The organism is Cognatiluteimonas sedimenti (genome assembly GCF_022808325.1).
Lineage (GTDB): Bacteria > Pseudomonadota > Gammaproteobacteria > Xanthomonadales > Xanthomonadaceae > Cognatiluteimonas > Cognatiluteimonas sedimenti.
In genome coordinates this window covers 1,329,377-1,350,632 of record NZ_JALGCL010000001.1, presented here as the reverse complement: position 1 = coordinate 1,350,632, position 21,256 = coordinate 1,329,377, and the positions used below count along the sequence as shown (strand labels likewise).

Below are 21,256 nucleotides of genomic sequence, written 5' to 3'. Positions count from 1 at the left end.
CGTGCGGAGGCGACCTACAGCAGCGGCACCAGCAGCAGCGCGACGATGTTGATGATCTTGATCAGCGGGTTGATCGCCGGGCCGGCCGTGTCCTTGTAGGGATCACCGACGGTATCGCCGGTGACCGCGGCCTTGTGCGCCTCGGAGCCCTTGCCGCCGAAGTTGCCGTCCTCGATGTACTTCTTGGCGTTGTCCCAGGCGCCGCCGCCGGTGGTCATCGAGATCGCCACGAACAGGCCGGTCACGATCGTGCCGATCAGCAGGCCGCCCAGCGCCTTCGGGCCCAGCAGCAGGCCGACGATGATCGGCACAGCCACCGGCAGCAGCGACGGCACGATCATTTCCTTGATCGCCGACCGCGTCAGCATGTCGACCGCCTTGTCGTACTGCGGCTTGCCCGTGCCCTGCATGATCCCGGGGATGTCGCGGAACTGGCGGCGCACTTCCTCGACCACCGCGCCCGCGGCGCGGCCCACGGCTTCCATCGCCATCGCCCCGAACAGGTAGGGGATCAGGCCGCCGATCAGCAGGCCGATGATCACCATGTGGTCGGACAGGTCGAAGCTGAAGACCTCGCCCGGGTTGTTGGCCTGCAGGTTGTGGGTGTAGTCGGCGAACAGCACCAGCGCGGCGAGCGCGGCGGAGCCGATCGCGTAGCCCTTGGTCACCGCCTTGGTGGTGTTGCCGACCGCGTCCAGCGGGTCGGTGATGTTGCGGATCTCCGGCGGCAGTTCCGCCATCTCGGCGATGCCGCCGGCGTTGTCGGTGATCGGGCCGTAGGCGTCGAGCGCGACGATCATGCCGGCCATCGACAGCATCGCGGTGGCGGCGATGGCGATGCCGTACAGGCCGCCGAGTTCGAACGCGCCCCAGATCGCGATGCAGACCGCGATCACCGGCAGCGCGGTCGACTTCATCGAGATGCCGAGGCCGGCGATGATGTTGGTGCCGTGCCCGGTGGTCGAGGCCTGCGCGATGTGCCGCACCGGCTTGAACTGGGTGCCGGTGTAGTACTCGGTGATCCAGACGATCACGCCGGTCAGCACCAGGCCGATCAGCGCGCAACCGTAGAGGTTCATCGCGCCGTAGCTGGAATCGGCCATCAGCTGCGTGGTGATCGGCCAGAACGCGATCGCCGCCAGTACCGCCGACACGATCACGCCTTTGTACAGGGCGCCCATGATCGAGCCGCCTTCCTTCACCTTGACGAAGAACGCGCCGATGATCGAGGCGATGATCGACACGCCACCGAGCACCAGCGGGTACAGCACGGCATTGCTGCCGGCCTGCGCCACCATCAGTCCGCCCAGCAGCATCGTGGCGATGATCGTGACCGCATAGGTCTCGAACAGGTCCGCGGCCATGCCGGCGCAGTCGCCGACGTTGTCGCCGACGTTGTCGGCGATCACCGCGGGATTGCGCGGATCGTCCTCGGGAATGCCGGCTTCGACCTTGCCCACCAGGTCGGCGCCGACATCGGCGCCCTTGGTGAAGATGCCGCCGCCAAGGCGCGCGAAGATCGAGATCAGCGAGGCGCCGAAGGCCAGTCCGACCAGCGCGTGCAACGCGGCCTCGCCGGTCACGCCCAGGTACTGCGTCAACACGACGTAGTAGCCGGCGACACCGAGCAGGCCCAGGCCCACCACCAGCATGCCGGTAATCGCCCCGCCGCGGAAAGCGACGTCCATCGCCGGCCCCATGCCGCGGCGCGCGGCCTCGGCGGTGCGCACGTTGGCGCGGACCGAGACGTTCATGCCGATGTAGCCGGCCGCGCCCGAGAGCACCGCGCCGAGCGCGAAGCCGATCGCGGCATGCCAGCCCAGGAACAGGCCGATCAGCACGAACAGCACGACCCCGGCGATGGCGATGGTGGTGTATTGCCGGTTGAGGTAGGCGCGGGCGCCTTCCTGGATCGCGCCGGCGATCTGCTGCATGCGTTCGTTGCCGGCGGGCTGCGCATTGATCCAGCGCGCGGAAATGATCCCGTACAGGATCGCGATGACGGCGCAACCCAGCGCCAGGACTAGACCGTACTGCTCCAGCATGAACCCCTCCCCAGAGTGGACATTCGGACAACAGGAATTTGCAGCGAGATGCCGCAGGCGCGGCGGAACCCGGCGCGCGGCAACCCTGCGACTATCGCACAGCGCCGGAGCCCGCGGGAACCGACAGGGGCCGGCGCGGCCGCCGGCCGATGTCATGGCCACGTTCAGCGGCGGCGTGACAGCCTGCGCGGCATTGGAAGCCATCCACGGGAATTCGCATGCGCCTGCCCACCCTGTTGCTCGCCGCCGCGGTCGCCGTCCCGGCCCTCGCGGCCGATCCGACCCCCGAGATCACGCGCGATCCCGCACCGGCGCAGGCGCCGGGCGTGTTGCATATCCTGCGGGCCATTCCCGAGGCGTGCGCCCGCCTGCAGGGCGAATTCACCGGCGACGCCGCGCAGCCGTACCGGTTCGCCGCGGTGCGCACCAGCCCCAATTGCCGGCCGCGCGCCCGGCTGGTCGATGCGGCCAAGGCCAAGCCTTCGCTGCCGGCAGGCTGGATCTTCAACGACGTGATCCGCGTGCCGAATGCCGCCTGCGCCACCCAGCAGGCGGTGGTCCGGGTCTGGCGGCATGCGGCGGACGTCGCCCCGCCCACGCTGGATGACCAGGGCCGCTCGCGCATCTACCTGAAGGAGTCGCTGGCCAGGGCCAAGGCCGGCCAGTTGGCGCCTATCCCGATGTATGCCGTATCGATGCAGGTCGAAGGCCTGCCCTGCAACGGCGACTAGGCGGCGCCCCCGGAACGGCTGCCGCAACGGGACGGCAGCCGCGGCAACGACCTGGATCGCATTGCGCGCCGGTCAGTTGCTGGCGTACAGCGGTTCGCGCTTGCCGGTCACCAGCCGCAGGAAGGTCAGCGCGTTGCTCGGCCGCAGCTGCGGATTGGCACGATAGTCGCCGATCCTGACGTAGCTGCGCTCGCCCGGTTCCACCTGCAGCGACAGCGCCTGGCCGGCCACGTTGTAGGTGTGGTTGCCCGGCGCGACGGCGATGGCGTAGTAGGCGCCGCTTGGCAGCTGCGCGAGCGTGCCGTCGCTGCCGTCGAGCGCCAGTTCGCCGGGTTGCCGGTCTTTGGTGCGGAAGAAGACGACCTGCGCACCGCTGCCGGGACTGGCGCCGATCACGCCGCTGACCACGCGTTCGGCGATCAGCTCGTCTTCGGCGTTGGTGTAGGCCGCGCCCTGCCATTCGTAGCGGACGTTCTGCGCGCAGGCCAGCAGCGGGGCCAGCGCCAGCGTGGCGGCCGCGAGCGAGCGGGGGATCCGGGTATTCATGCCCACCTCCAGTGGCTTGGAAGTGACGTCCAACATACGCCGCCAACCCGCGGCCGCGGCGCCGCTTGTCGGCGAATGGCCGGGCTCCGCGGGCCTCAGTCCCGGCCTGGATCCTCCGCCCACGGCGCCAGCTTGCGGGGGACCAGGGCGTGGCCCAGCGCGACGTACGCCGGCAAGCCGTCACGGCGGTACGGCGGATAGGCCTCGCCGCGGATCAGCGGCTCCAGGTAACGGCGCGCGGCCGCGGTGATGCCGCGGCCATCGCTGCGGATGAAGCCCGCCGGCATCTTCTTCTCGCGGTTGGCGATGCGTTGCAGGGGCGCGGCTTCGAGCTTCCAGCGATACGGCGAATCGGAAGTCCGGACGATCACCGGCATGGTCGCGTTCCTGCCGTCCAGCGCATACGCGACCGCCTTGCGGCCCACCGCCTGCGCCTGCTCGAAGTCGGTCCTGGACGCGATGTGCCTGGCGGAGCGCTGCAGGTAGTCGGGCAGCGCCCAATGCACCTTCACTCCCAACGCGTCGTGGACCCGCCCGGCCAGGTGCGCGGCGACGCCGCCGAGCTGGGTATGGCCGAATGCGTCCTTGCCGGCGCCCGCATCGGCGACGAAGCGGCCATCGGCCGTGCGGATGCCCTCGCTGGCGACCACCACGCACCAGCCAACGCGGGCGACGACCCGTTCCACGTGCGCCAGGAAGGCGGTTTCGTCGTAGGCGCGCTCGGGGAACAGGATGATCTGCGGGGCCTCGTCCGGGGTCTTCGCGGCGAGGCCCGCAGCCGCAGCCAGCCAGCCGGCATGGCGGCCCATGGCCTCGTACACGAACACCCTGGTCGAGGTATCGGCCATCGCCGCCACATCCAGCGCGGCTTCGCGCACCGAAACGGCGGTGTACTTGGCCGCCGAGCCGAAACCCGGGCAGCAATCGGTGACCGCCAGGTCGTTGTCGACCGTCTTCGGCACCCCGATGCAGGTCAGCGGATAGTCGAATTCAGCGGCCAACTGCGACAGCTTCAGAGCGGTGTCGGCCGAATCGTTGCCGCCGTTGTAGAGGAACCAGCGCACGTCGTGGGCACGCAGCACCGCGATCAGGCGTTCGTAGCGGGCCCGGTCGACATCCAGCGATTTCAGCTTGACCCGGCAGGAGCCGAACGCCCCGCCCGGGGTCAGCGCCAACGCGCGGACCGCGGCCGCCGGCGCCTTCGAGGTGTCGATCAGTTCCTCGCGCAACGCGCCCAGGATGCCATTGCGTGCCGCCAGCACCTTGACCCTGCGGGCCCGCGCGGCCTCGATCACGGCCGCGGCGGTGGCGTTGATGACGGCGGTGACGCCGCCGGACTGGGCGTAGAGCAGGGTCCCTTGGGGCATGGTGGCTCCTGTGGGATGGCCGGGATGCGGTAAGCTGATCCCCGGCCGCAAGGCGTGGTTTCCGCGGGTAGCCCGGAGTCTAACGCGCGGTCCGCCAGGCGATGGATCCGTTCGGGGAGTGGCTGATGCGATTGGTTTTGTTGGGCGCGCCGGGCTCCGGCAAGGGCACGCAGGCGGCACGGCTGCGGGAGCACCTGCAGGTGCCGCACATTTCCACCGGCGACCTGCTGCGGGCCGAAGTCGCCGCCGGCAGCAAGCTCGGGCTCGAGGCCAAGGGCATCATGGCCCGTGGCGAACTGGTCAGCGACGCGATCCTGCTGGGCATGCTCGAGGAGCGCTTCTCGCGGCCGGACACCGCCGGCGGCTTCATTCTCGACGGCTATCCGCGCAACCTGGCCCAGGCCAGCGCGCTCGGCGACCTGCTCGAGCGCATCGGCCAGCCGATGGACCGGGCCGTGCAGCTGGACGTCGACACGGAACTGCTGATCGAGCGCATCGCCGGCCGGGCCAAGGCCGAGGGCCGCGCCGACGACAACCCCGAATCCGTGCGCAAGCGCCTGGCCGTCTACGACGAGCAGACCGCGCCGGTGGTGGAGTACTACCGCCAGCACGGCATGCTGACGGTGGTCGACGGCGTCGGCGCGCTGGACGAGGTGTTCACCCGCATCCTCGAGGCGATCGCGCCGGTGCGCGAGGTCGGCTGAACGGCTTTCCCCTGCATTCCGCCGGCGCCTGGAGTGGGTGCCGTGCGCGGGCTGCTTCGATAAGCTAGCCGCGATCGCCAGCGGACTACCTTTCTTGAAACTCCATATCCTCGGCATCGCCGGCACCTTCATGGGCGGTGTCGCCGCGCTAGCGCGCGAACTCGGGCATGACGTCGAAGGCAGCGACCAGGCCGTCTATCCGCCGATGTCCACGCAGCTGGAAACCTTGGGCATCGCGCTGAAGCAGGGCTATGCGCCGGACCACATCTCGCCGGACTGCGACGTGGTGGTGGTCGGCAATGCGCTGTCGCGCGGCAACCCGGCGGTCGAGCAGGTGCTCGACGACGGCCGCGCCTACACCTCCGGTGCGCAGTGGCTGGCGGAAAACGTGCTGCCCGGGCGCGACACGCTGGCCGTGGCCGGCACCCACGGCAAGACCACGACCACCACGATCCTGGCCTGGCTGCTGCAGGCCGCCGGCCGCGAGCCGGGTTTCCTGGTGGGCGGCGTCGCCGAGGATTTCGGCGTGTCGGCGCGGGTCGGCGGCGGCCCCGACTTCGTGGTCGAGGCCGACGAATACGACACCGCGTTCTTCGACAAGCGCAGCAAGTTCGTGCACTACCGGCCGCTGGTCGCGATCCTCAACAACCTCGAGTACGACCACGCCGACATCTTCCCCGACGTGGCCGCCATCCAGCGCCAGTTCCACCACCTGGTGCGCACGGTGGCGAGGCGTGGGCGCCTGGTCGTCAACGGCGAGGACGCGCGCCTGGCCGAGGTGCTGGCGATGGGCTGCTGGACGCCGGTGGAACGCTTCGGCCTGGAGGCGGGCGAAGGCACCGTTTTCGACTGGAGCGCGCGCCTGCTCGACGCCGACGGCAGTGCGTTCGTCGTGCTGCACGGCGGCGCTGAAGTCGGGGAGGTGCACTGGCCCCTGCTCGGCCGCCACAACGTGATGAACGCGCTGGCGGCGCTGGCCGCCGCCCACGCCGTCGGCGTGGATGTCGCCTCGGTGCTGCCGGCGCTGGGCGGGTTCCGCAGCGTCAAGCGGCGCATGGAGGTGATCGGCACCCACGACGGCACCACCGTCTACGACGATTTCGCCCACCACCCCACCGCGATCGCGACCACGCTCGCCGGCCTGCGCGCCAGTGTCGGCGACGCCCGCATCGTGGTGGCGATGGAACCGCGCAGCAATTCGATGCGGCTGGGCGCGCATGCCGACGCGCTGGCGCCGTCGCTGGTCGACGCCGACCTGGTGGTGTTCCTGCAGCGCCCGGAACTGGCGTGGGACGCGGGCAAGGTCGTCGCCGGCCTGCGTGGCGAGGGCGTGGCGGTCGCGGACGCGGACGCGCTGGTCACGGCCCTGCGCGACCGCGTGGGCAGCGGCGACCACGTCGTGTTCATGTCCAATGGCGGTTTCGACGGCGCACCGCGGCGTTTTCTCGCCGCCTTGCGGGGCTGAGGGCGAGGCTGCGGCGATGCCGTCCAATCCGCAGACACTTGGCCTGTTTCCGCTGCCGTCCGTACTTCTGCCGGGGGCAGCGCTGGGGCTGCGTGTGTTCGAGCCGCGCTACCTGGACCTGGTGCGCGACTGCGGCCGCGAAGGCAGCGGCTTCGGCGTCTGCCTGCTGATGGCCGAGCAGGGCGCGGAAGGCGGCGCGGCGGCCCCGGCGGCCTGGGGCACCGAGGCGCGGATCGAGGATTTCGGCAGCGACGAGCGCGGACTGCTGACCTTGCGCGTGCGCGGATGCCGGCGCTTCCGCGTGCAACGTACCCGGGTGCGCAGCAACGGCCTGGTGATCGGCGAGATCCGGTGGCGCGACCCCGATCCCTACGACGAACTGCGGCCCGAGCACGCGCTGCTCGGCGTGCTGCTGCAGCGCATCCTCGACCAGGCCGGCGGCGAACATGCGAGTGCGGCGCCGGCGCAGCTCGATGACGCGGCCTGGGTCGGCTGGCGGCTGGCGGAACTGTTGCCGCTCGGCGACCTGCAACGCCAGCAGTTGCTGCAGGAAGACGATCCGCACGCGCGACTGCAGCAGTTGCTGGCGCTGATGCCCTAGCGGCCGTCGCTGCGCACCCGCAGCACGACGTTGCCGCTGGCCGGGTGCGGGGCTTCCCGCAGCGCAAACCCGTCCAGCGCCGCCCGCAGCGCGAGGTGGGCGCCGCCGTCGTCGGCCTCGGGTTGCCACAAGCCGAAGGCATCGAACGGGCGGGTGTAGTGCAGGGTCTGGGTGCTGCCCAGCCATAGCGGCGTGCCGTCGTCCAGCAGTGCCGGCGCACGCCACAGCCGCAACACGTGCACCTGGCCTGGACGCGCGCCGGGGCGGCGCAGCAGCAACGCTTCGGCCTCGGCGTCCAGCGTCGCCGGCAGCACCGGCTGCGTCGCCGGGTCGCGATCCTCGTCGAGCAGGCCAAGGGTCGCGACCCAGTCAGCCTGCGGCTGCACGCGCCAGCCGCGCGCCTGCAGCCGCGCCTGCAGCGGGGCCAGCGGGCCGGCGAGTTGCACGTCCAGTGGCCAGCGCCGGCTGGCGTCGCGTTCATTGCGTCGTGCCGGCAGCGCGCGCCAAGCCAGGCCCTGCCACCAGTCATCCACTGCCAGCACGGTCGCGGGCGCCGGCGGCCGGAAGCGCGCGAGCAGCGGATCGATCGCGTGTGGCGCATGCCACAGCGCCGCCACCGCGAAGGCGCCATAGAACAATCCCGCCAGCGGCCGCATCCACAGCGAGCGCGCGACATGGCGGCGGTAGGCGAGGCCGAGCAGCAACAGCCACACGATTCCCAGCAGCGCGCCGCCGACCACGTCGCTGAGCCAGTGCGCCCCCAGGTACAGGCGCGCAAAGCCGAGCAGCGCGACCAGTCCGCCGCCGAGCAGGTACGGCCACACCCGTCGCCGCCCCGGCAGTTCGCGTGCGATCAGGATCGCGAAGAAGCCGAACGCGATCGTCGCCATCGTCACCGAAATCGAGGGGAAGCCGAAGCCGGCCGGCGCGGTTGGCGGCCGCGGCATCTCCACCACCGCGCCCAGCCATGCGGTCAACGCCAGGCCGAAGGCGAGCGCGCCCAGCCAGTGCGCCGCGGCGATGAAGCGGCGACGCCACAGCAGCCAGCCCAGCACCAGGGTGCAGGCCGGCACCAGCACCACCGCATCGCCGAGCGATGCCAGCGCCGCCATCAGGCGGTCGGCCAGCGGGTTGCGCAGCGACAGCATCACCGAATGGACCTTGCGGTCGAGCAGCAACGGGGCGTCGCGCGCCACCACCGTGGCCAGCAAGGCGAACCAGGCCCAGCCGATCGCCAGCAGGCAGGCGGCAAGCAGCGCCAGCGAGGCCGATTCCGGGCGGTTGGGATCGATCAGCGCGACCGCGTAGCGGCCCAGCCGCGGGTGCGCGCGGCTCCAGCGCAGCGCACGCGCCAGCAGCGCGTCGGCGCGATCGGCGAACCAGCGCCAGGTGTAGAGCACGCCGGCCCAGGCCAGCGCCAGCACCGCGAGCAGGGCCAGCAAGGCCAGCACCAGCCGGTCGGCGACCGCGGCGACCGCATCGTAGGAAGCGCCGAAGATCCAGCCGGGCGCGAGGAAGATCGCGGCCCAGCTCAACGCGGCGAACGCGCTTGCGGGCACGTAGCGCCGCAGCGGCATCCGCAACATGCCCGCGACCGCCGGCACGAACGGCCGCACCGCGCCGACGTAGCGCGCGATGACGATCCCCTTGCTGCCATGGCGGCGGAACAGCGCTTCGCCACGGTCGAGCAACTGCGGATAGCGGCGGAACGGCCAGTGGTCGCGCAGGTGCGGACCCCAGCGATGGCCGATCCAGAAGCTGAGCGCGTCGCCGAGCAGCGCACCCAGCGCCGCGCATGCGATCGCATAGGGCCCCGACACATGCCCGAGCCCGACCAGCGCGCCGACCGCGAACAGCAGCGGCAGCGCCGGCACCACGATGCCGACCACCGCCATTGCATCGCAGAACGCGATCAGGAAGACCAAGCCGCCGGCAGCGACCGGGTGCGCACTGATCCAGGCAACGGTGTTGTCGAACCAGGCGCTGGGCATCGCCGCATTATAGGCAGTGGCGGCGACGCGTCCGTTGCGCCGCGCGGACATGGCGACGCCCCTGCGCGCACGGCCCGGCGCGGATCGGAGGACAATGCAGTGCCAGGATCGGGCACGTTCCCTGCCTGGATTCCGAATCCGCGAGGAGCGCGCATGGGCACCCTGTCCGGCAAGACCCTGTTCATCACCGGCGCATCGCGCGGCATCGGCCTGGCGATCGCCAGGCGCGCCGCGCGCGATGGCGCCAACCTCGCGATCGCCGCCAAGTCCGCGGTCGCCAATCCCAGGCTCCCGGGCACCATCCACACCGCCGCCGCGGATGTCGAAGCCGCTGGCGGCCGCGCGCTGGCGCTGCAATGCGACATCCGCGAGGAAGACCAGGTGCGCGCCGCGGTGGCGGCCACGGTCGACGCCTTCGGCGGCATCGACATCCTGGTCAACAACGCCAGCGCGATCTGGCTGCGCGGCACCCTGGACACGCCGATGAAGCGCTTCGACCTGATGCAGCAGGTCAATGCGCGCGGCAGCTTCCTGTGCGCGCAGGCTTGCCTGCCGCACCTGCTGCAGGCGCCCAACCCGCACATCCTGACGTTGGCGCCGCCGCCGTCGCTGGATCCGAAGTGGTGGGGGCCGCATGCGGGCTATACCCTGGCCAAGATGGGCATGAGTTTCGTCACGCTCGGGCTGGCGGCCGAATTCGGGCCGCAGGGCGTGGCGGTCAATGCGCTGTGGCCGCGCACCGTGATCGCCACGGATGCGATCAACATGATTCCGGGCGTGGACCCGGCGCAGTGCCGCACGCCGCAGATCGTCGCCGACGCCGCGCACGCGATCCTGGTGCGCCCGGCGGAGGGCTTCCATGGCCATTTCCTGATCGACGAGGACGTGCTGCTGGCCGCCGGTATTGCCGAGTTCTCCGGCTACGCGGTGGACCCGTCGCGGCCGCTGCTGCCGGACCTGTTCCTGGGCTGAGCGATGAAGCTCGCCCATGCGCATGCGTCAACGCAATGCGGCTCCCATCGAAAGGAGGAAAGCCTGCCATGAAATACCTGCACACGATGGTCCGCGTCAGCGACCTGCAGGCGTCGCTACGCTTCTACTGCGAAGGCCTGGGCCTGCGCGAGGTGCGACGCCAGGACAACCCGGGCGGGCGCTACACGCTGGTGTTCCTTGCCGCGGACGAGAGCCCCGATGCCGAAATCGAACTGACGTGGAACTGGCCCGTTCCCGGCATGGCGGCGGAGGACTACGGCAGCGCGCGCAACTTCGGCCACCTGGCGTTCCGCGTTGCCGACATCTATGCCTTCTGCGAGCGGCTGCAGGGCATGGGCTACACCATCCATCGGCCGCCGCGCGACGGCCACATGGCGTTCGTGCGCTCGCCCGACCTGGTCTCGGTGGAACTGCTGCAGGACGGCCACTTGCCGCCGCGGGAGCCGTGGGCGTCGATGCCCAACACCGGCAGCTGGTGAATCAGGCGTCCAGCGCCTGCGCCCAATCCGCGATCAGGTCGTCGGCATGCTCCAGGCCCACCGACAACCGCAACAGGTCCTGGGGCGAAACCGGGGACGCGCCTTCCACCGAGGCGCGGTGTTCGACCAGCGATTCGCAACCGCCCAGCGACGTGGCATTGGTGAACAACCGCAGCCTCGACGCCGCCGCCAGCGCCGCCTCGCGCCCGCCGCGCAGGCGGATGCTGAGCATCGCGCCGTAGTCGCGCATCTGCGTCGAGGCCAGCACGTGGCCCTGGTGCGACGCCAGGCCGGGCCAGTTGACCGCGGCCACCGCGGGGTGCGCGTCGAAGAACTCGGCGAGCCGGCGCGCATTGGCGCAATGCATGGCCATGCGCGCGGCAAGCGAACGGAAGCCGCGCAGCAGCAGCCATGCGCTGAACGGCGACAGCACGGCGCCAGTGATGTGGCGCCGGTGCATGGCGGCCTCGAACACGGCATCCCGGCGCGCGAACACCAGCGCGCCGCCGAGCACGTCGCTGTGGCCGCCGATGTACTTGGTGGTGGAATGCATCACCACGTCCGCGCCAAGCGCCAGCGGCTGCTGCAGCACGGGCGTGGCGAAGGTGTTGTCGCACACCGCGATCGCGCCGTGCGCCTGCGCGATCCGCGCCAGCGCGGCGATGTCGCAGACCTTCATCAGCGGGTTGGAGGGCGTCTCCATCCACAGCAGCGCCAGCGGCTGCGCGCACGCCGCTTCGACCGCCGCGGTGTCGGCCATGTCCACGAACTGCGCCTGCACCCCGCGTTGCGGCAGGAACTCGGCGGCGAGATGGCGCAGGCCGCTGTAACAGTCGTCGGGCAGCAGCACGCGCGTGCCGGACGGCAGCGTTTCCAGCAGGCCCGCGATGGCCGCCATCCCCGAAGCGTAGGCCAGCGCCGCCGCGCCGCCTTCCAGTGCCGCGAGCGCGGCTTCCAACCGGTCCTGGGTCGGGTTGCCCTCGCGCTGGTATTCGTAGCCGGCGATGCGTTCGGCCGCGGGTCCATGGCGGAAGGTGGTGGACAGGTGGATCGGCGGCGCCACCGCGCCGGTTTCGGCGTCGGCCTCGGCGCCTGCATGCACGGCCAGTGTTTCTAGGCGCATCGCTCAGCCTCCCTTCGCGACGCGGAAGGCTTCGCGCGCCGCCGCGATGGTAGTGGCGATTTCGGTGTCGCCGTGCGCGCTGGAGACGAATCCGGCCTCGTATGCCGACGGCGCCAGGTACACGCCGCGCTCGAGCATGGCGTGGAAGAACCGGTTGAAGGCGGCGACGTCGCAGGCCATGGCCTGGGCGTAGGTATCGACCTTTTCGGCGCTGAAGAACAGGCCGAACATGCCGCCGACCCGGTTGCTGGTGAACGGCACGCCGGCATCGCGCGCGGCGGCCTCGAGCCCGTCGCACAGGGCGTTGGACGTGGCTTCGAGCGCGTTGTGGAAGCCCGGCGCCTGCACCAGTTCCAGCATCGCCAGGCCCGCGGCCATGGCGACCGGATTGCCGCTGAGCGTGCCGGCCTGGTAGATCGGGCCGCTGGGCGAGACCTGTTCCATCAGGTCGCGGCGGCCGCCATAGGCACCCACGGGCATGCCGCCCCCGATCACCTTGCCGAAGGTGGTGAGGTCCGGCGTCACGCCGTAGCGCGCCTGCGCGCCGCCAAGCGCGACGCGGAAACCGGTCATCACCTCGTCGAAGATCAGGATCGTGCCGTGCCGGGTGCACAGCTCGCGCAGGTGCTGCAGGAAGCCCGGACGCGGCGGCAGGCAATTGGCATTGCCGACCACCGGTTCGATGATCAGGCCGGCGATGTCGCCGCCGCATTCGTCGAACAACGCGGTGGCGGCATCGAAATCGTTGTACGGCAGCGTCAGCGTCAGGTCCGCCAGCGCCTTGGGCACGCCCGGCGAGGTCGGGACGCCGAACGTCAGCGCGCCGCTGCCGGCCTTGACAAGGAAGCTGTCGCCATGGCCGTGGTAGCAGCCCTCGAACTTGACGATCCGCGCGCGCCCGGTGGCGCCGCGCGCCAGCCGTATCGCCGACAGCGTCGCCTCGGTGCCGGAGTTGACCATCCGCAGCATCTGGCAAGACGGCACGAGCCGCGCGATGGTTTCGGCCATCGTCACTTCCAGCGGATTGGGCACGCCGAAGCTGAGGCCGTCGCGCGCGGTCCGCACGACCGCCTCCAGCACCGCCGGATGGTTGTGCCCTGCGACCATCGGCCCCCAGGACCCGACGAAGTCGATGTAGCGGTTGCCATCGACGTCGAACAGGAAGGGTCCGTCCGCGCGCTGCGCGAAGAACGGCTCGCCGCCGACCGACTTGAACGCGCGCACCGGCGAGTTGACGCCGCCGGGCATCAGTTCGCGGGCGCGGGCGAAGAGGGCGTGCGAGCGATGGTGGTCGATGCGGTCGGCGGACATGCAGGTCTCGTGGGGTCAGGTGAACAGGGCGCGGCAGGCGCGCGCGGCGGCGGTCGGATCGGGCGCATCGAACACGCCGCCGATCACGGCGATGAGGTCGGCGCCGGCTGCGATCAGTGCCGGCGCATTGTCCGGCGTAATCCCGCCGATCGCCACACGCGGCAGCGGCAACGACGCGGCCTGCCGCAGGAGTTCGGGACGCGCTCGCCGCGCCGCGGGCTTGGTCGAGGATGGAAAGAAGGCACCGAAGGCGAGGTAATCGGCGCCGGACGCGGTGGCTGCGCGGGCGCGATCGATGTCGTCGTAGCAGGACACGCCGATGATCGCGTCTGCGCCCAGCAATGCGCGCGCCGCGGCGATGTCGCCGTCGTCCGCGCCCAGGTGGACGCCGGCCGCGCCCACGGCGGCCGCCAGCGCGGGATCGTCGTTGACGATCAGGGCGACGCCGGCTTCCGCGCACATCGCCTGGAGCGCCGCGGCCTGGTGCCTGCGCAAGGCAGGATCGGCGGCCTTGTTGCGGTACTGCAGCCAGGTGGCGAAGGGCAGCAACGGCGCAACCCGGGCCGACAACTGCCCGCAGTCGGCATCGTCGGGCGTGACGAGGTAGAGGCCGCGTGGCGAGTGCTGGCGTTGCCTGCGATGCGGATTCATGTCGGGGCAGGCGCCGTGCGGCCGGGAGCAGCGTGCATTATCCGCTTCCGGCGACACCGCGGCAGTGGGACAATGGCGCCCCACGCCGCATCCATGAGCCGATGAACGAAGCCGTCGCCAGCACCAGCGCCACCGCCTATCGCACCTGGATGTGCGTCGTCTGCGGTTTCATCTACGACGAGGCGGCCGGCCTGCCGGAAGAGGGCATCGCGCCGGGAACGCGTTGGGACGACATCCCGGAGACCTGGACCTGCCCGGATTGCGGCGTGACCAAGGACGACTTCGAGATGATGGCGCTGTAACCGGCGCCCGCCCGCGCGACGGTGCGCCACGCCTGCAACGGAGTCGCGCCCGCCTGCTGCGCCATTCAGTTCGGCTTCGCGTTGCCGGCGCTCAATTCGACCACGCGTTCGCGCAACGTGCCGGCATCAGGCGCCTGCGGGTGCAACTGCAGGTAGCGGCCCAGGTCGTGGCGCGCGCCATGGCGATGGCCGAGCTTGAAATAGCCCAGGCCGCGATCGCGCAGCGCTTCGGCGTTGTCGGGAGCGAGCTTGAGGATGCGGTCGGCGCAACGCACCGCGCGCTCCCAGTCGTCCCGGTCCACGTACACGCCATGCAGGTTGCGCAGCATGCGCGTCAGCATCGCGCGGTGCGATGCCGGGTTCAGGATCCGATAAAGCGCTTCGTCGTCCGGCATCTCGCCGCCCAGGTGCGGACGCGCGCGCTGGCGCAGTTCGTCCTCGTCGAGCGGGCGTCCACGGTTGAAAGGATCCATCACCAGCACCCCATCGTCCACCGGCAGCCGCACCAGGAAGTGCCCGGGGAACGACACGCCATCCAGCGGCAAGCCAAGCCGCCGCGCCACTTCCATCTGCACCATCGCCAGCGAAATCGGGTTGCCGAGGCGCCGCTCGAAGACCTCGTTGAGGTAGCTGTTGCGCGGATCGTAGTACTCGTCGTGGTTGCCGGCGTAGCCGAGTTCCTCGAACAGGTGCCGGTTGATCGCCTGCATCTTCAGCGGCAGCGGCTCGATCGCATCGACCGTGCCGCGCATTTCCTCGGCATGGCTTTGCAACAGCGTGTCGTAGAGGTCGGCGTCGAGTTGCGGGTATTCGTCGCGTGCGATCAGCAACGCGGTGCCCAGCAGCGGCAGGGTGTCGTCCTCCTGCCCTGCGAGGCGGTTCCAGTCCGGAAGCTCGAAGCCTGCGCGCATGCGGCAAGCCTGCGCTGCACGCATACGCGGCGCAACCCCCGCGGGTTTCGCATTCAGGGTGCAGGCGTGATCGCGGGCCCGAAATGCAGTTCCGCGCCGTCGCTCAGGCCAAGGCGCGCGGCTTCGCCGGCATTGAGCTCGAGCACGTAGCGCGCCGGTGCATCGCTCGGATAGGGCGGGCAGGCGTCGCCGAGCGCGCATGGCGGCACGTCGCGCTGTTGCGACACGAGCTTGCGCGCGTTGTCGAAGTAGAGGATGTCGAGGGGAATGCGGGTGTTCTTCATCCAGTACGACTGCGGCTCCTGGCGCTCGTGGATGAAGAGCATGCCGCGGTCGGCGGCGAGTTCGTCGCGGAACATCAGTCCGCGCGCGCGCTCCGCATCGTCGTCCGCGACTTCGACGCCGTAGCGTTGCCCGCCCAGTTCGACCCAGGATCCGCCGCCGCTCGCGCAGCCGGCGAGGGTGAGCAGCAGGCACGGCAGCAGGCAACGGGCGAATGCGGGCATGGCGGGTCTCTCCGGGGGTGGTCGGGTGACCTTCCGCGAGGCGCCCATTGCCGTCAAGACAGCTACCCCCTTCCCAAATCCCGGGCCGCCATGCACAATGCGCGCCCCTTCACCGGGTTGGCGCGAAACGCCTCCCGGGGGGAACGAAAAAAGCCCCTCACAGGGTGTTGACGTTCCCGAAAAGGCATGTATCATGTGCGGCTCCCTCGGGCACTTTGGTGACGAGGACGGAACAAGGCGCTGAGGCCGGTTCCACGATCTTTGACAGTGTGCGCAGGTGACTTGTGCGGGCGTCTGGCGGGTGGATAACTGTCCACAGCAGGGCGTTCGTAACAGAGTCTCCAAAATCAATTCATGCAAGTAATTGCAGCGAGTGATTCGGGAGCTCGGTGACGACGACTGCACTCAAGAAATTGGCCGGAAGTCCTTCGGGACGGAAAGCCGCAAAACTTAAGTGAAGAGTTTGATCCTGGCTCAGAGTGAACGCTGGCGGCAGGCCTAACACATGCAAGTCGAACGGCAGCACAGGGGAGCTTGCTCCCTGGGTGGCGAGTGGCGGACGGGTGAGGAATACATCGGAATCTACCTTGTCGTGGGGGATAACCTCGGGAAACCGGGACTAATACCGCATACGACCTACGGGTGAAAGCGGAGGACCGCAAGGCTTCGCGCGATTGGATGAGCCGATGTCGGATTAGCTTGTTGGCGGGGTAACGGCCCACCAAGGCGACGATCCGTAGCTGGTCTGAGAGGATGATCAGCCACACTGGAACTGAGACACGGTCCAGACTCCTACGGGAGGCAGCAGTGGGGAATATTGGACAATGGGCGCAAGCCTGATCCAGCCATGCCGCGTGAGTGAAGAAGGCCCTCGGGTTGTAAAGCTCTTTTGTCCGGAAAGAAAAGCTTTCGGTTAATACCCGGAAGTCCTGACGGTACCGGAAGAATAAGCACCGGCTAACTTCGTGCCAGCAGCCGCGGTAATACGAAGGGTGCAAGCGTTACTCGGAATTACTGGGCGTAAAGCGTGCGTAGGTGGTTTGTTAAGTCTGATGTGAAAGCCCTGGGCTCAACCTGGGAATTGCATTGGATACTGGCAGGCTAGAGTGCGGTAGAGGATGGCGGAATTCCCGGTGTAGCAGTGAAATGCGTAGAGATCGGGAGGAACATCTGTGGCGAAGGCGGCCATCTGGACCAGCACTGACACTGAGGCACGAAAGCGTGGGGAGCAAACAGGATTAGATACCCTGGTAGTCCACGCCCTAAACGATGCGAACTGGATGTTGGGAGCAACTAGGCTCTCAGTATCGAAGCTAACGCGTTAAGTTCGCCGCCTGGGGAGTACGGTCGCAAGACTGAAACTCAAAGGAATTGACGGGGGCCCGCACAAGCGGTGGAGTATGTGGTTTAATTCGATGCAACGCGCAGAACCTTACCTGGCCTTGACATCCACGGAACTTACCAGAGATGGTTTGGTGCCTTCGGGAACCGTGAGACAGGTGCTGCATGGCTGTCGTCAGCTCGTGTCGTGAGATGTTGGGTTAAGTCCCGCAACGAGCGCAACCCTTGTCCTTAGTTGCCAGCACGTAATGGTGGGAACTCTAAGGAGACCGCCGGTGACAAACCGGAGGAAGGTGGGGATGACGTCAAGTCATCATGGCCCTTACGGCCAGGGCTACACACGTACTACAATGGAAAGGACAGAGGGCAGCAATCCCGCGAGGGGGAGCCAATCCCAGAAACCTTTTCTCAGTCCGGATCGGAGTCTGCAACTCGACTCCGTGAAGTCGGAATCGCTAGTAATCGCAGATCAGCATTGCTGCGGTGAATACGTTCCCGGGCCTTGTACACACCGCCCGTCACACCATGGGAGTGGGTTGCACCAGAAGTAGCTAGTCTAACCTTCGGGAGGACGGTTACCACGGTGTGATTCATGACTGGGGTGAAGTCGTAACAAGGTAGCCGTATCGGAAGGTGCGGCTGGATCACCTCCTTTAGAGACTAAAGACAGCTGATTGCCTTCCAGGCGTCCGCACAAGTGACCTGCATTCAGAGAGAGTCCCCCTTGCCTCGGCAAGGATCCTGGGGCCATAGCTCAGCTGGGAGAGCACCTGCTTTGCAAGCAGGGGGTCGTCGGTTCGATCCCGACTGGCTCCACCATCTGGCAAAGAGACGCAACATTGGGTCTGTAGCTCAGGTGGTTAGAGCGCACCCCTGATAAGGGTGAGGCCGGTGGTTCGAGTCCTCCCAGACCCACCAATCTCTGGATGTTTCTGCGCACACTAAAGATTTGAAGCGGCCTGGCGCTGAAGCCGGGTCGCGTTCTTTGACAAATGGGATGTAGCGAGCGTTTGAGACGAATGTCCAGACGTGTCGTAGAGGCTAAGGCGGGGCCCTAGAGGCCCTAAATTTGAAGTGAGACGTTGTGTTCGCGACAACGTATGACCACGAGGCGACTTGGGGTTATATGGTCAAGCGAATAAGCGCACACGGTGGATGCCTTGGCGGTCAGAGGCGATGAAGGACGTGGCAGCCTGCGAAAAGTGTCGGGGAGCTGGCAACAAGCTTTGATCCGGCAATGTCCGAATGGGGAAACCCACTCCGCAAGGAGTATCGTGCAGTGAATACATAGCTGTACGAGGCGAACCCGGGGAACTGAAATATCTAAGTACCCGGAGGAAAAGAAATCAACCGAGATTCCCTAAGTAGCGACGAGCGAACGGGGACTAGCCCAAAAGTCGTCATGGTTTTAGCAAAACAGTCTGGAAAGACTGGCCATAGATGGTGAAAGCCCAGTATGCGAAAGGGCCATGACGATGAAAAGTGAGTAGGGCGGGGCACGTGAAACCCTGTCTGAACATGGGGGGACCATCCTCCAAGGCTAAATACTCCTGACCGACCGATAGTGAACCAGTACCGTGAGGGAAAGGCGAAAAGAACCCTGGTGAAGGGAGTGAAATAGAACCTGAAACCGTGTGCGTACAAGCAGTCGGAGCCCCTTCGTGGGGTGACGGCGTACCTTTTGTATAATGGGTCAGCGACTTACTGTTTGTGGCGAGCTTAACCGTATAGGGGAGGCGAAGGGAAACCGAGTCTGATAAGGGCGCATAGTCGCAGGCAGTAGACCCGAAACCGGGTGATCTAGTCATGCCCAGGGTGAAGGTTGAGTAACATCAACTGGAGGCCCGAACCCACTCCCGTTGCAAAGGTAGGGGATGAGGTGTGATTAGGAGTGAAAAGCTAATCGAACCCGGAGATAGCTGGTTCTCCTCGAAAGCTATTTAGGTAGCGCCTCGGACGAATACTGCTGGGGGTAGAGCACTGTTATGGCTAGGGGGTCATTGCGACTTACCAAACCATGGCAAACTCCGAATACCAGCACGTACTATCCGGGAGACACACGGCGGGTGCTAACGTTCGTCGTGAAAAGGGAAACAACCCAGACCCACAGCTAAGGTCCCAAATTCCATGCTAAGTGGAAAACCATGTGGAAAGGCACAGACAGCCAGGAGGTTGGCTTAGAAGCAGCCACCCTTTAAAGAAAGCGTAATAGCTCACTGGTCGAGTCGGTCTGCGGGGAAGATTTAACGGGGCTAAGCATGGAACCGAAGCTTGGGGTGCACAGCAATGTGCGCGGTAGAGGAGCGTTCCGTAAGCCGTTGAAGGTGGATTGAGAAGTCTGCTGGAGGTATCGGAAGTGCGAATGCTGACATGAGTAACGATAATGTGGGTGAAAAACCCGCACGCCGAAAGCCCAAGGTTTCCTTGCGCAACGTTAATCGGCGCAGGGTGAGTCGGCCCCTAAGGCGAGGCAGAAATGCGTAGTCGATGGGAAGCTGGTTAATATTCCAGCACCTCGCGCAAGTGCGATGGAGGGACGGAGAAGGTTAGGCAGGCCCCGCGTTGGTTGTCGGGGTGAGAGAGTTGAGGCGGTCCCCTTAGGCAAATCCGGGGGGGCAACGTTGAGACTAAGGACCAGCCCTTTAGGGCGAAGCTGCTGATATCACGCTTCCAGGAAAAGCTCCTAAGCTTCAGCTTGCGCAGACCGTACCGTAAACCGACACAGGTGGGCAGGATGAGAATTCTCAGGCGCTTGAGAGAACTCGGGTGAAGGAACTAGGCAAAATGGCACCGTAACTTCGGGAGAAGGTGCGCCCCTTTTGGTTAATAGCTGAGGGGGGCCTCAGAAACCAGGCCGCTGCGACTGTTTATCAAAAACACAGCACTCTGCAAACACGAAAGTGGACGTATAGGGTGTGACGCCTGCCCGGTGCTGGAAGGTTAATTGATGGGGTCAGCCGCAAGGCGAAGCTCTTGATCGAAGCCCCAGTAAACGGCGGCCGTAACTATAACGGTCCTAAGGTAGCGAAATTCCTTGTCGGGTAAGTTCCGACCTGCACGAATGGCGTAACGACAGCGGCGCTGTCTCCACCCGAGACTCAGTGAAATTGAAATCGCTGTGAAGATGCAGCGTTCCCGTGGCAAGACGGAAAGACCCCGTGAACCTTTACTATAGCTTTACACTGAACGTTGAGTTCGTCTGTGTAGGATAGGTGGGAGGCTGTGAAACCCTGGCGCTAGCTGGGGTGGAGCCAACCTTGAAATACCACCCTGTCGTGCTTGACGTTCTAACCTGGGCCCGTAATCCGGGTCGGGGACCGTGTATGGTGGGTAGTTTGACTGGGGCGGTCTCCTCCCAAAGAGTAACGGAGGAGCACGAAGGTACGCTCAGCGCGGTCGGACATCGCGCACTGTGTGCAAAGGCATAAGCGTGCTTGACTGCAAGATCGACGGATCAAGCAGGTACGAAAGTAGGTCTTAGTGATCCGGTGGTTCTGTATGGAAGGGCCATCGCTCAACGGATAAAAGGTACTCCGGGGATAACAGGCTGATACCGCCCAAGAGTTCATATCGACGGCGGTGTTTGGCACCTCGATGTCGGCTCATCACATCCTGGGGCTGTAGTCGGTCCCAAGGGTATGGCTGTTCGCCATTTAAAGTGGTACGCGAGCTGGGTTCAGAACGTCGTGAGACAGTTCGGTCCCTATCTGCCATGGGCGTTGGAGATTTGAGAGGGGCTGCTCCTAGTACGAGAGGACCGGAGTGGACGAATCTCTGGTGTTCCGGTTGTCACGCCAGTGGCATTGCCGGGTAGCTATATTCGGAAGCGATAACCGCTGAAAGCATCTAAGCGGGAAGCGCGCCTCAAGATGAGATCTCCCGGGGCACAAGCCCCCTGAAGGAACCATCAAGACCAGGTGGTTGATAGGCAGGGTGTGTAAGCACAGCAATGTGTTGAGCTAACCTGTACTAATGATCCGTGTGGCTTGACCATATAACCTCAAGTGGCCTTGGACTCGACGACGCGTCGACGTTCGGCACAATCACTCGCTACGTCCCAACTTATTCGCCAACGGCGGGCCGCAATCCGGCTTGTTCCGAGGCAACCCAATGAGAGCGTGCGCGCGTCAGCCAGTCCACCGGCCCGCGACCCTCCGCCCGTCTCCCTGGTGACAATAGCTGCGTGGAA

At 66.8% G+C, this 21,256-nt stretch carries 16 protein-coding genes, 2 tRNA genes and 2 rRNA genes; 11 read left to right on the top strand and 9 right to left on the bottom strand.

Annotated features, from left to right (window positions below):
* Positions 1-14 precede the first annotated feature (14 nt).
* Complete coding sequence (locus MQC88_RS06385) at positions 15-2,045, bottom strand: sodium-translocating pyrophosphatase (RefSeq protein ID WP_243320052.1); 2,031 nt, start codon at positions 2,043-2,045, stop codon at positions 15-17.
* Positions 2,046-2,263: 218 nt separating this feature from the next.
* On the opposite strand from MQC88_RS06385, the gene MQC88_RS06380 reads away from it, so the two are divergent.
* A complete protein-coding gene (locus MQC88_RS06380) occupies positions 2,264-2,776 on the top strand; it encodes a hypothetical protein (RefSeq protein ID WP_243320050.1) in 513 nt (170 codons plus the stop codon).
* A gap of 72 nt (positions 2,777-2,848) precedes the next feature.
* On the opposite strand, the gene MQC88_RS06375 is transcribed toward MQC88_RS06380, so the two are convergent.
* Positions 2,849-3,322, bottom strand: coding sequence for a hypothetical protein (locus MQC88_RS06375; protein WP_243320048.1), 474 nt, complete (start codon positions 3,320-3,322; stop codon positions 2,849-2,851).
* A 95-nt stretch (positions 3,323-3,417) separates the two neighbouring features.
* Positions 3,418-4,689, bottom strand: a complete 1,272-nt coding sequence (locus tag MQC88_RS06370) for a 6-phosphofructokinase (protein ID WP_243320046.1) — start codon at positions 4,687-4,689, stop codon at positions 3,418-3,420.
* 125 nt (positions 4,690-4,814) lie between these two features.
* Between MQC88_RS06370 and MQC88_RS06365 the strand changes: the two genes are divergently transcribed.
* The 3 genes from MQC88_RS06365 (at position 4,815) to MQC88_RS06355 (ending at position 7,459) form a co-directional block, all read left to right on the top strand.
* Positions 4,815-5,393, top strand: coding sequence for an adenylate kinase (locus MQC88_RS06365; RefSeq protein WP_243320044.1), 579 nt, complete (start codon positions 4,815-4,817; stop codon positions 5,391-5,393).
* Between the two features lie 94 nt (positions 5,394-5,487).
* Positions 5,488-6,858 carry a UDP-N-acetylmuramate:L-alanyl-gamma-D-glutamyl-meso-diaminopimelate ligase gene (gene mpl / locus MQC88_RS06360; RefSeq protein WP_256451735.1) on the top strand — a complete coding sequence of 457 codons (1,371 nt, stop codon included), beginning with the start codon at positions 5,488-5,490 and terminating at the stop codon, positions 6,856-6,858.
* 16 nt (positions 6,859-6,874) lie between these two features.
* Positions 6,875-7,459 carry an LON peptidase substrate-binding domain-containing protein gene (locus MQC88_RS06355; protein ID WP_243320042.1) on the top strand — a complete coding sequence of 195 codons (585 nt, stop codon included), beginning with the start codon at positions 6,875-6,877 and terminating at the stop codon, positions 7,457-7,459.
* On the opposite strand, the gene MQC88_RS06350 is transcribed toward MQC88_RS06355, so the two are convergent.
* Positions 7,456-9,450: a bifunctional DedA family/phosphatase PAP2 family protein gene (locus tag MQC88_RS06350; RefSeq protein WP_243320040.1), complete on the bottom strand. Its 1,995-nt coding sequence runs from the start codon at positions 9,448-9,450 to the stop codon at positions 7,456-7,458. The two genes, MQC88_RS06355 and MQC88_RS06350, sit on opposite strands and share 4 nt — an antisense overlap.
* Positions 9,451-9,603: 153 nt before the next feature.
* Here MQC88_RS06350 and MQC88_RS06345 point away from each other — a divergent pair, with 153 nt between their 5' ends.
* Together MQC88_RS06345 and MQC88_RS06340 are read left to right on the top strand one after the other, a co-directional pair.
* Complete coding sequence (locus tag MQC88_RS06345; protein WP_243320037.1) at positions 9,604-10,422, top strand: SDR family oxidoreductase; 819 nt, start codon at positions 9,604-9,606, stop codon at positions 10,420-10,422.
* A 68-nt stretch (positions 10,423-10,490) separates the two neighbouring features.
* Positions 10,491-10,922, top strand: a complete 432-nt coding sequence (locus MQC88_RS06340; protein WP_243320035.1) for a VOC family protein — start codon at positions 10,491-10,493, stop codon at positions 10,920-10,922.
* Position 10,923: 1 nt separating this feature from the next.
* Here MQC88_RS06340 and MQC88_RS06335 read toward each other — a convergent pair whose 3' ends face one another.
* From MQC88_RS06335 to thiE, 3 genes are read right to left on the bottom strand one after another with little or no spacing between them, the layout of a single operon-like run.
* A complete protein-coding gene (locus tag MQC88_RS06335) occupies positions 10,924-12,045 on the bottom strand; it encodes a trans-sulfuration enzyme family protein (RefSeq protein ID WP_243320033.1) in 1,122 nt (373 codons plus the stop codon).
* 3 nt (positions 12,046-12,048) lie between these two features.
* The gene (gene hemL, locus MQC88_RS06330; protein ID WP_243320350.1) at positions 12,049-13,341 is read right to left on the bottom strand and encodes a glutamate-1-semialdehyde 2,1-aminomutase; all 1,293 of its coding nucleotides are present in this window, start codon (positions 13,339-13,341) and stop codon (positions 12,049-12,051) included.
* A gap of 30 nt (positions 13,342-13,371) precedes the next feature.
* On the bottom strand, positions 13,372-14,007 hold the full coding sequence (gene thiE, locus MQC88_RS06325; RefSeq protein ID WP_243320031.1) for a thiamine phosphate synthase: 636 nt from the start codon (positions 14,005-14,007) through the stop codon (positions 13,372-13,374).
* 101 nt (positions 14,008-14,108) lie between these two features.
* Here thiE and MQC88_RS06320 point away from each other — a divergent pair, with 101 nt between their 5' ends.
* Entirely contained in the window at positions 14,109-14,309 is a 201-nt protein-coding gene (locus MQC88_RS06320; protein WP_243320028.1) for a rubredoxin, read from the top strand.
* Positions 14,310-14,374: 65 nt separating this feature from the next.
* On the opposite strand, the gene MQC88_RS06315 is transcribed toward MQC88_RS06320, so the two are convergent.
* A complete protein-coding gene (locus tag MQC88_RS06315; RefSeq protein ID WP_243320026.1) occupies positions 14,375-15,220 on the bottom strand; it encodes a SirB1 family protein in 846 nt (281 codons plus the stop codon).
* A gap of 53 nt (positions 15,221-15,273) precedes the next feature.
* Positions 15,274-15,726 carry a DUF192 domain-containing protein gene (locus MQC88_RS06310; RefSeq protein WP_243320024.1) on the bottom strand — a complete coding sequence of 151 codons (453 nt, stop codon included), beginning with the start codon at positions 15,724-15,726 and terminating at the stop codon, positions 15,274-15,276.
* A 451-nt stretch (positions 15,727-16,177) separates the two neighbouring features.
* On the opposite strand from MQC88_RS06310, the gene MQC88_RS06305 reads away from it, so the two are divergent.
* The 4 genes from MQC88_RS06305 (at position 16,178) to MQC88_RS06290 (ending at position 21,061) form a co-directional block, all read left to right on the top strand.
* Positions 16,178-17,722 (top strand): 16S ribosomal RNA (locus MQC88_RS06305).
* Between the two features lie 88 nt (positions 17,723-17,810).
* A tRNA-Ala gene (locus MQC88_RS06300) sits at positions 17,811-17,886 on the top strand.
* Between the two features lie 22 nt (positions 17,887-17,908).
* Positions 17,909-17,985: transfer RNA gene (locus MQC88_RS06295), tRNA-Ile, on the top strand.
* A gap of 210 nt (positions 17,986-18,195) precedes the next feature.
* Positions 18,196-21,061: ribosomal RNA gene (locus MQC88_RS06290) — 23S ribosomal RNA — on the top strand.
* The 16S and 23S rRNA genes sit together here with 2 tRNA genes alongside, the layout of an rRNA operon.
* Positions 21,062-21,256 lie beyond the last annotated feature (195 nt).

Bases quoted from the DNA above. Each gene is read 5' to 3' on its own strand.
- MQC88_RS06320 (WP_243320028.1), top strand. From the start codon at position 14,109: ATGAACGAAGCCGTCGCCAGCACCAGCGCCACCGCCTATCGCACCTGG.
- MQC88_RS06345 (WP_243320037.1), top strand. From the start codon at position 9,604: ATGGGCACCCTGTCCGGCAAGACCCTGTTCATCACCGGCGCATCGCGC.
- MQC88_RS06370 (WP_243320046.1), bottom strand. From the start codon at position 4,689: ATGCCCCAAGGGACCCTGCTCTACGCCCAGTCCGGCGGCGTCACCGCC.
- MQC88_RS06385 (WP_243320052.1), bottom strand. From the start codon at position 2,045: ATGCTGGAGCAGTACGGTCTAGTCCTGGCGCTGGGTTGCGCCGTCATC.
- MQC88_RS06335 (WP_243320033.1), bottom strand. From the start codon at position 12,045: ATGCGCCTAGAAACACTGGCCGTGCATGCAGGCGCCGAGGCCGACGCC.
- MQC88_RS06310 (WP_243320024.1), bottom strand. From the start codon at position 15,726: ATGCCCGCATTCGCCCGTTGCCTGCTGCCGTGCCTGCTGCTCACCCTC.
- thiE (WP_243320031.1), bottom strand. From the start codon at position 14,007: ATGAATCCGCATCGCAGGCAACGCCAGCACTCGCCACGCGGCCTCTAC.
- MQC88_RS06355 (WP_243320042.1), top strand. From the start codon at position 6,875: ATGCCGTCCAATCCGCAGACACTTGGCCTGTTTCCGCTGCCGTCCGTA.
- MQC88_RS06350 (WP_243320040.1), bottom strand. From the start codon at position 9,450: ATGCCCAGCGCCTGGTTCGACAACACCGTTGCCTGGATCAGTGCGCAC.
- MQC88_RS06340 (WP_243320035.1), top strand. From the start codon at position 10,491: ATGAAATACCTGCACACGATGGTCCGCGTCAGCGACCTGCAGGCGTCG.
- MQC88_RS06365 (WP_243320044.1), top strand. From the start codon at position 4,815: ATGCGATTGGTTTTGTTGGGCGCGCCGGGCTCCGGCAAGGGCACGCAG.
- MQC88_RS06375 (WP_243320048.1), bottom strand. From the start codon at position 3,322: ATGAATACCCGGATCCCCCGCTCGCTCGCGGCCGCCACGCTGGCGCTG.
- MQC88_RS06315 (WP_243320026.1), bottom strand. From the start codon at position 15,220: ATGCGCGCAGGCTTCGAGCTTCCGGACTGGAACCGCCTCGCAGGGCAG.
- MQC88_RS06380 (WP_243320050.1), top strand. From the start codon at position 2,264: ATGCGCCTGCCCACCCTGTTGCTCGCCGCCGCGGTCGCCGTCCCGGCC.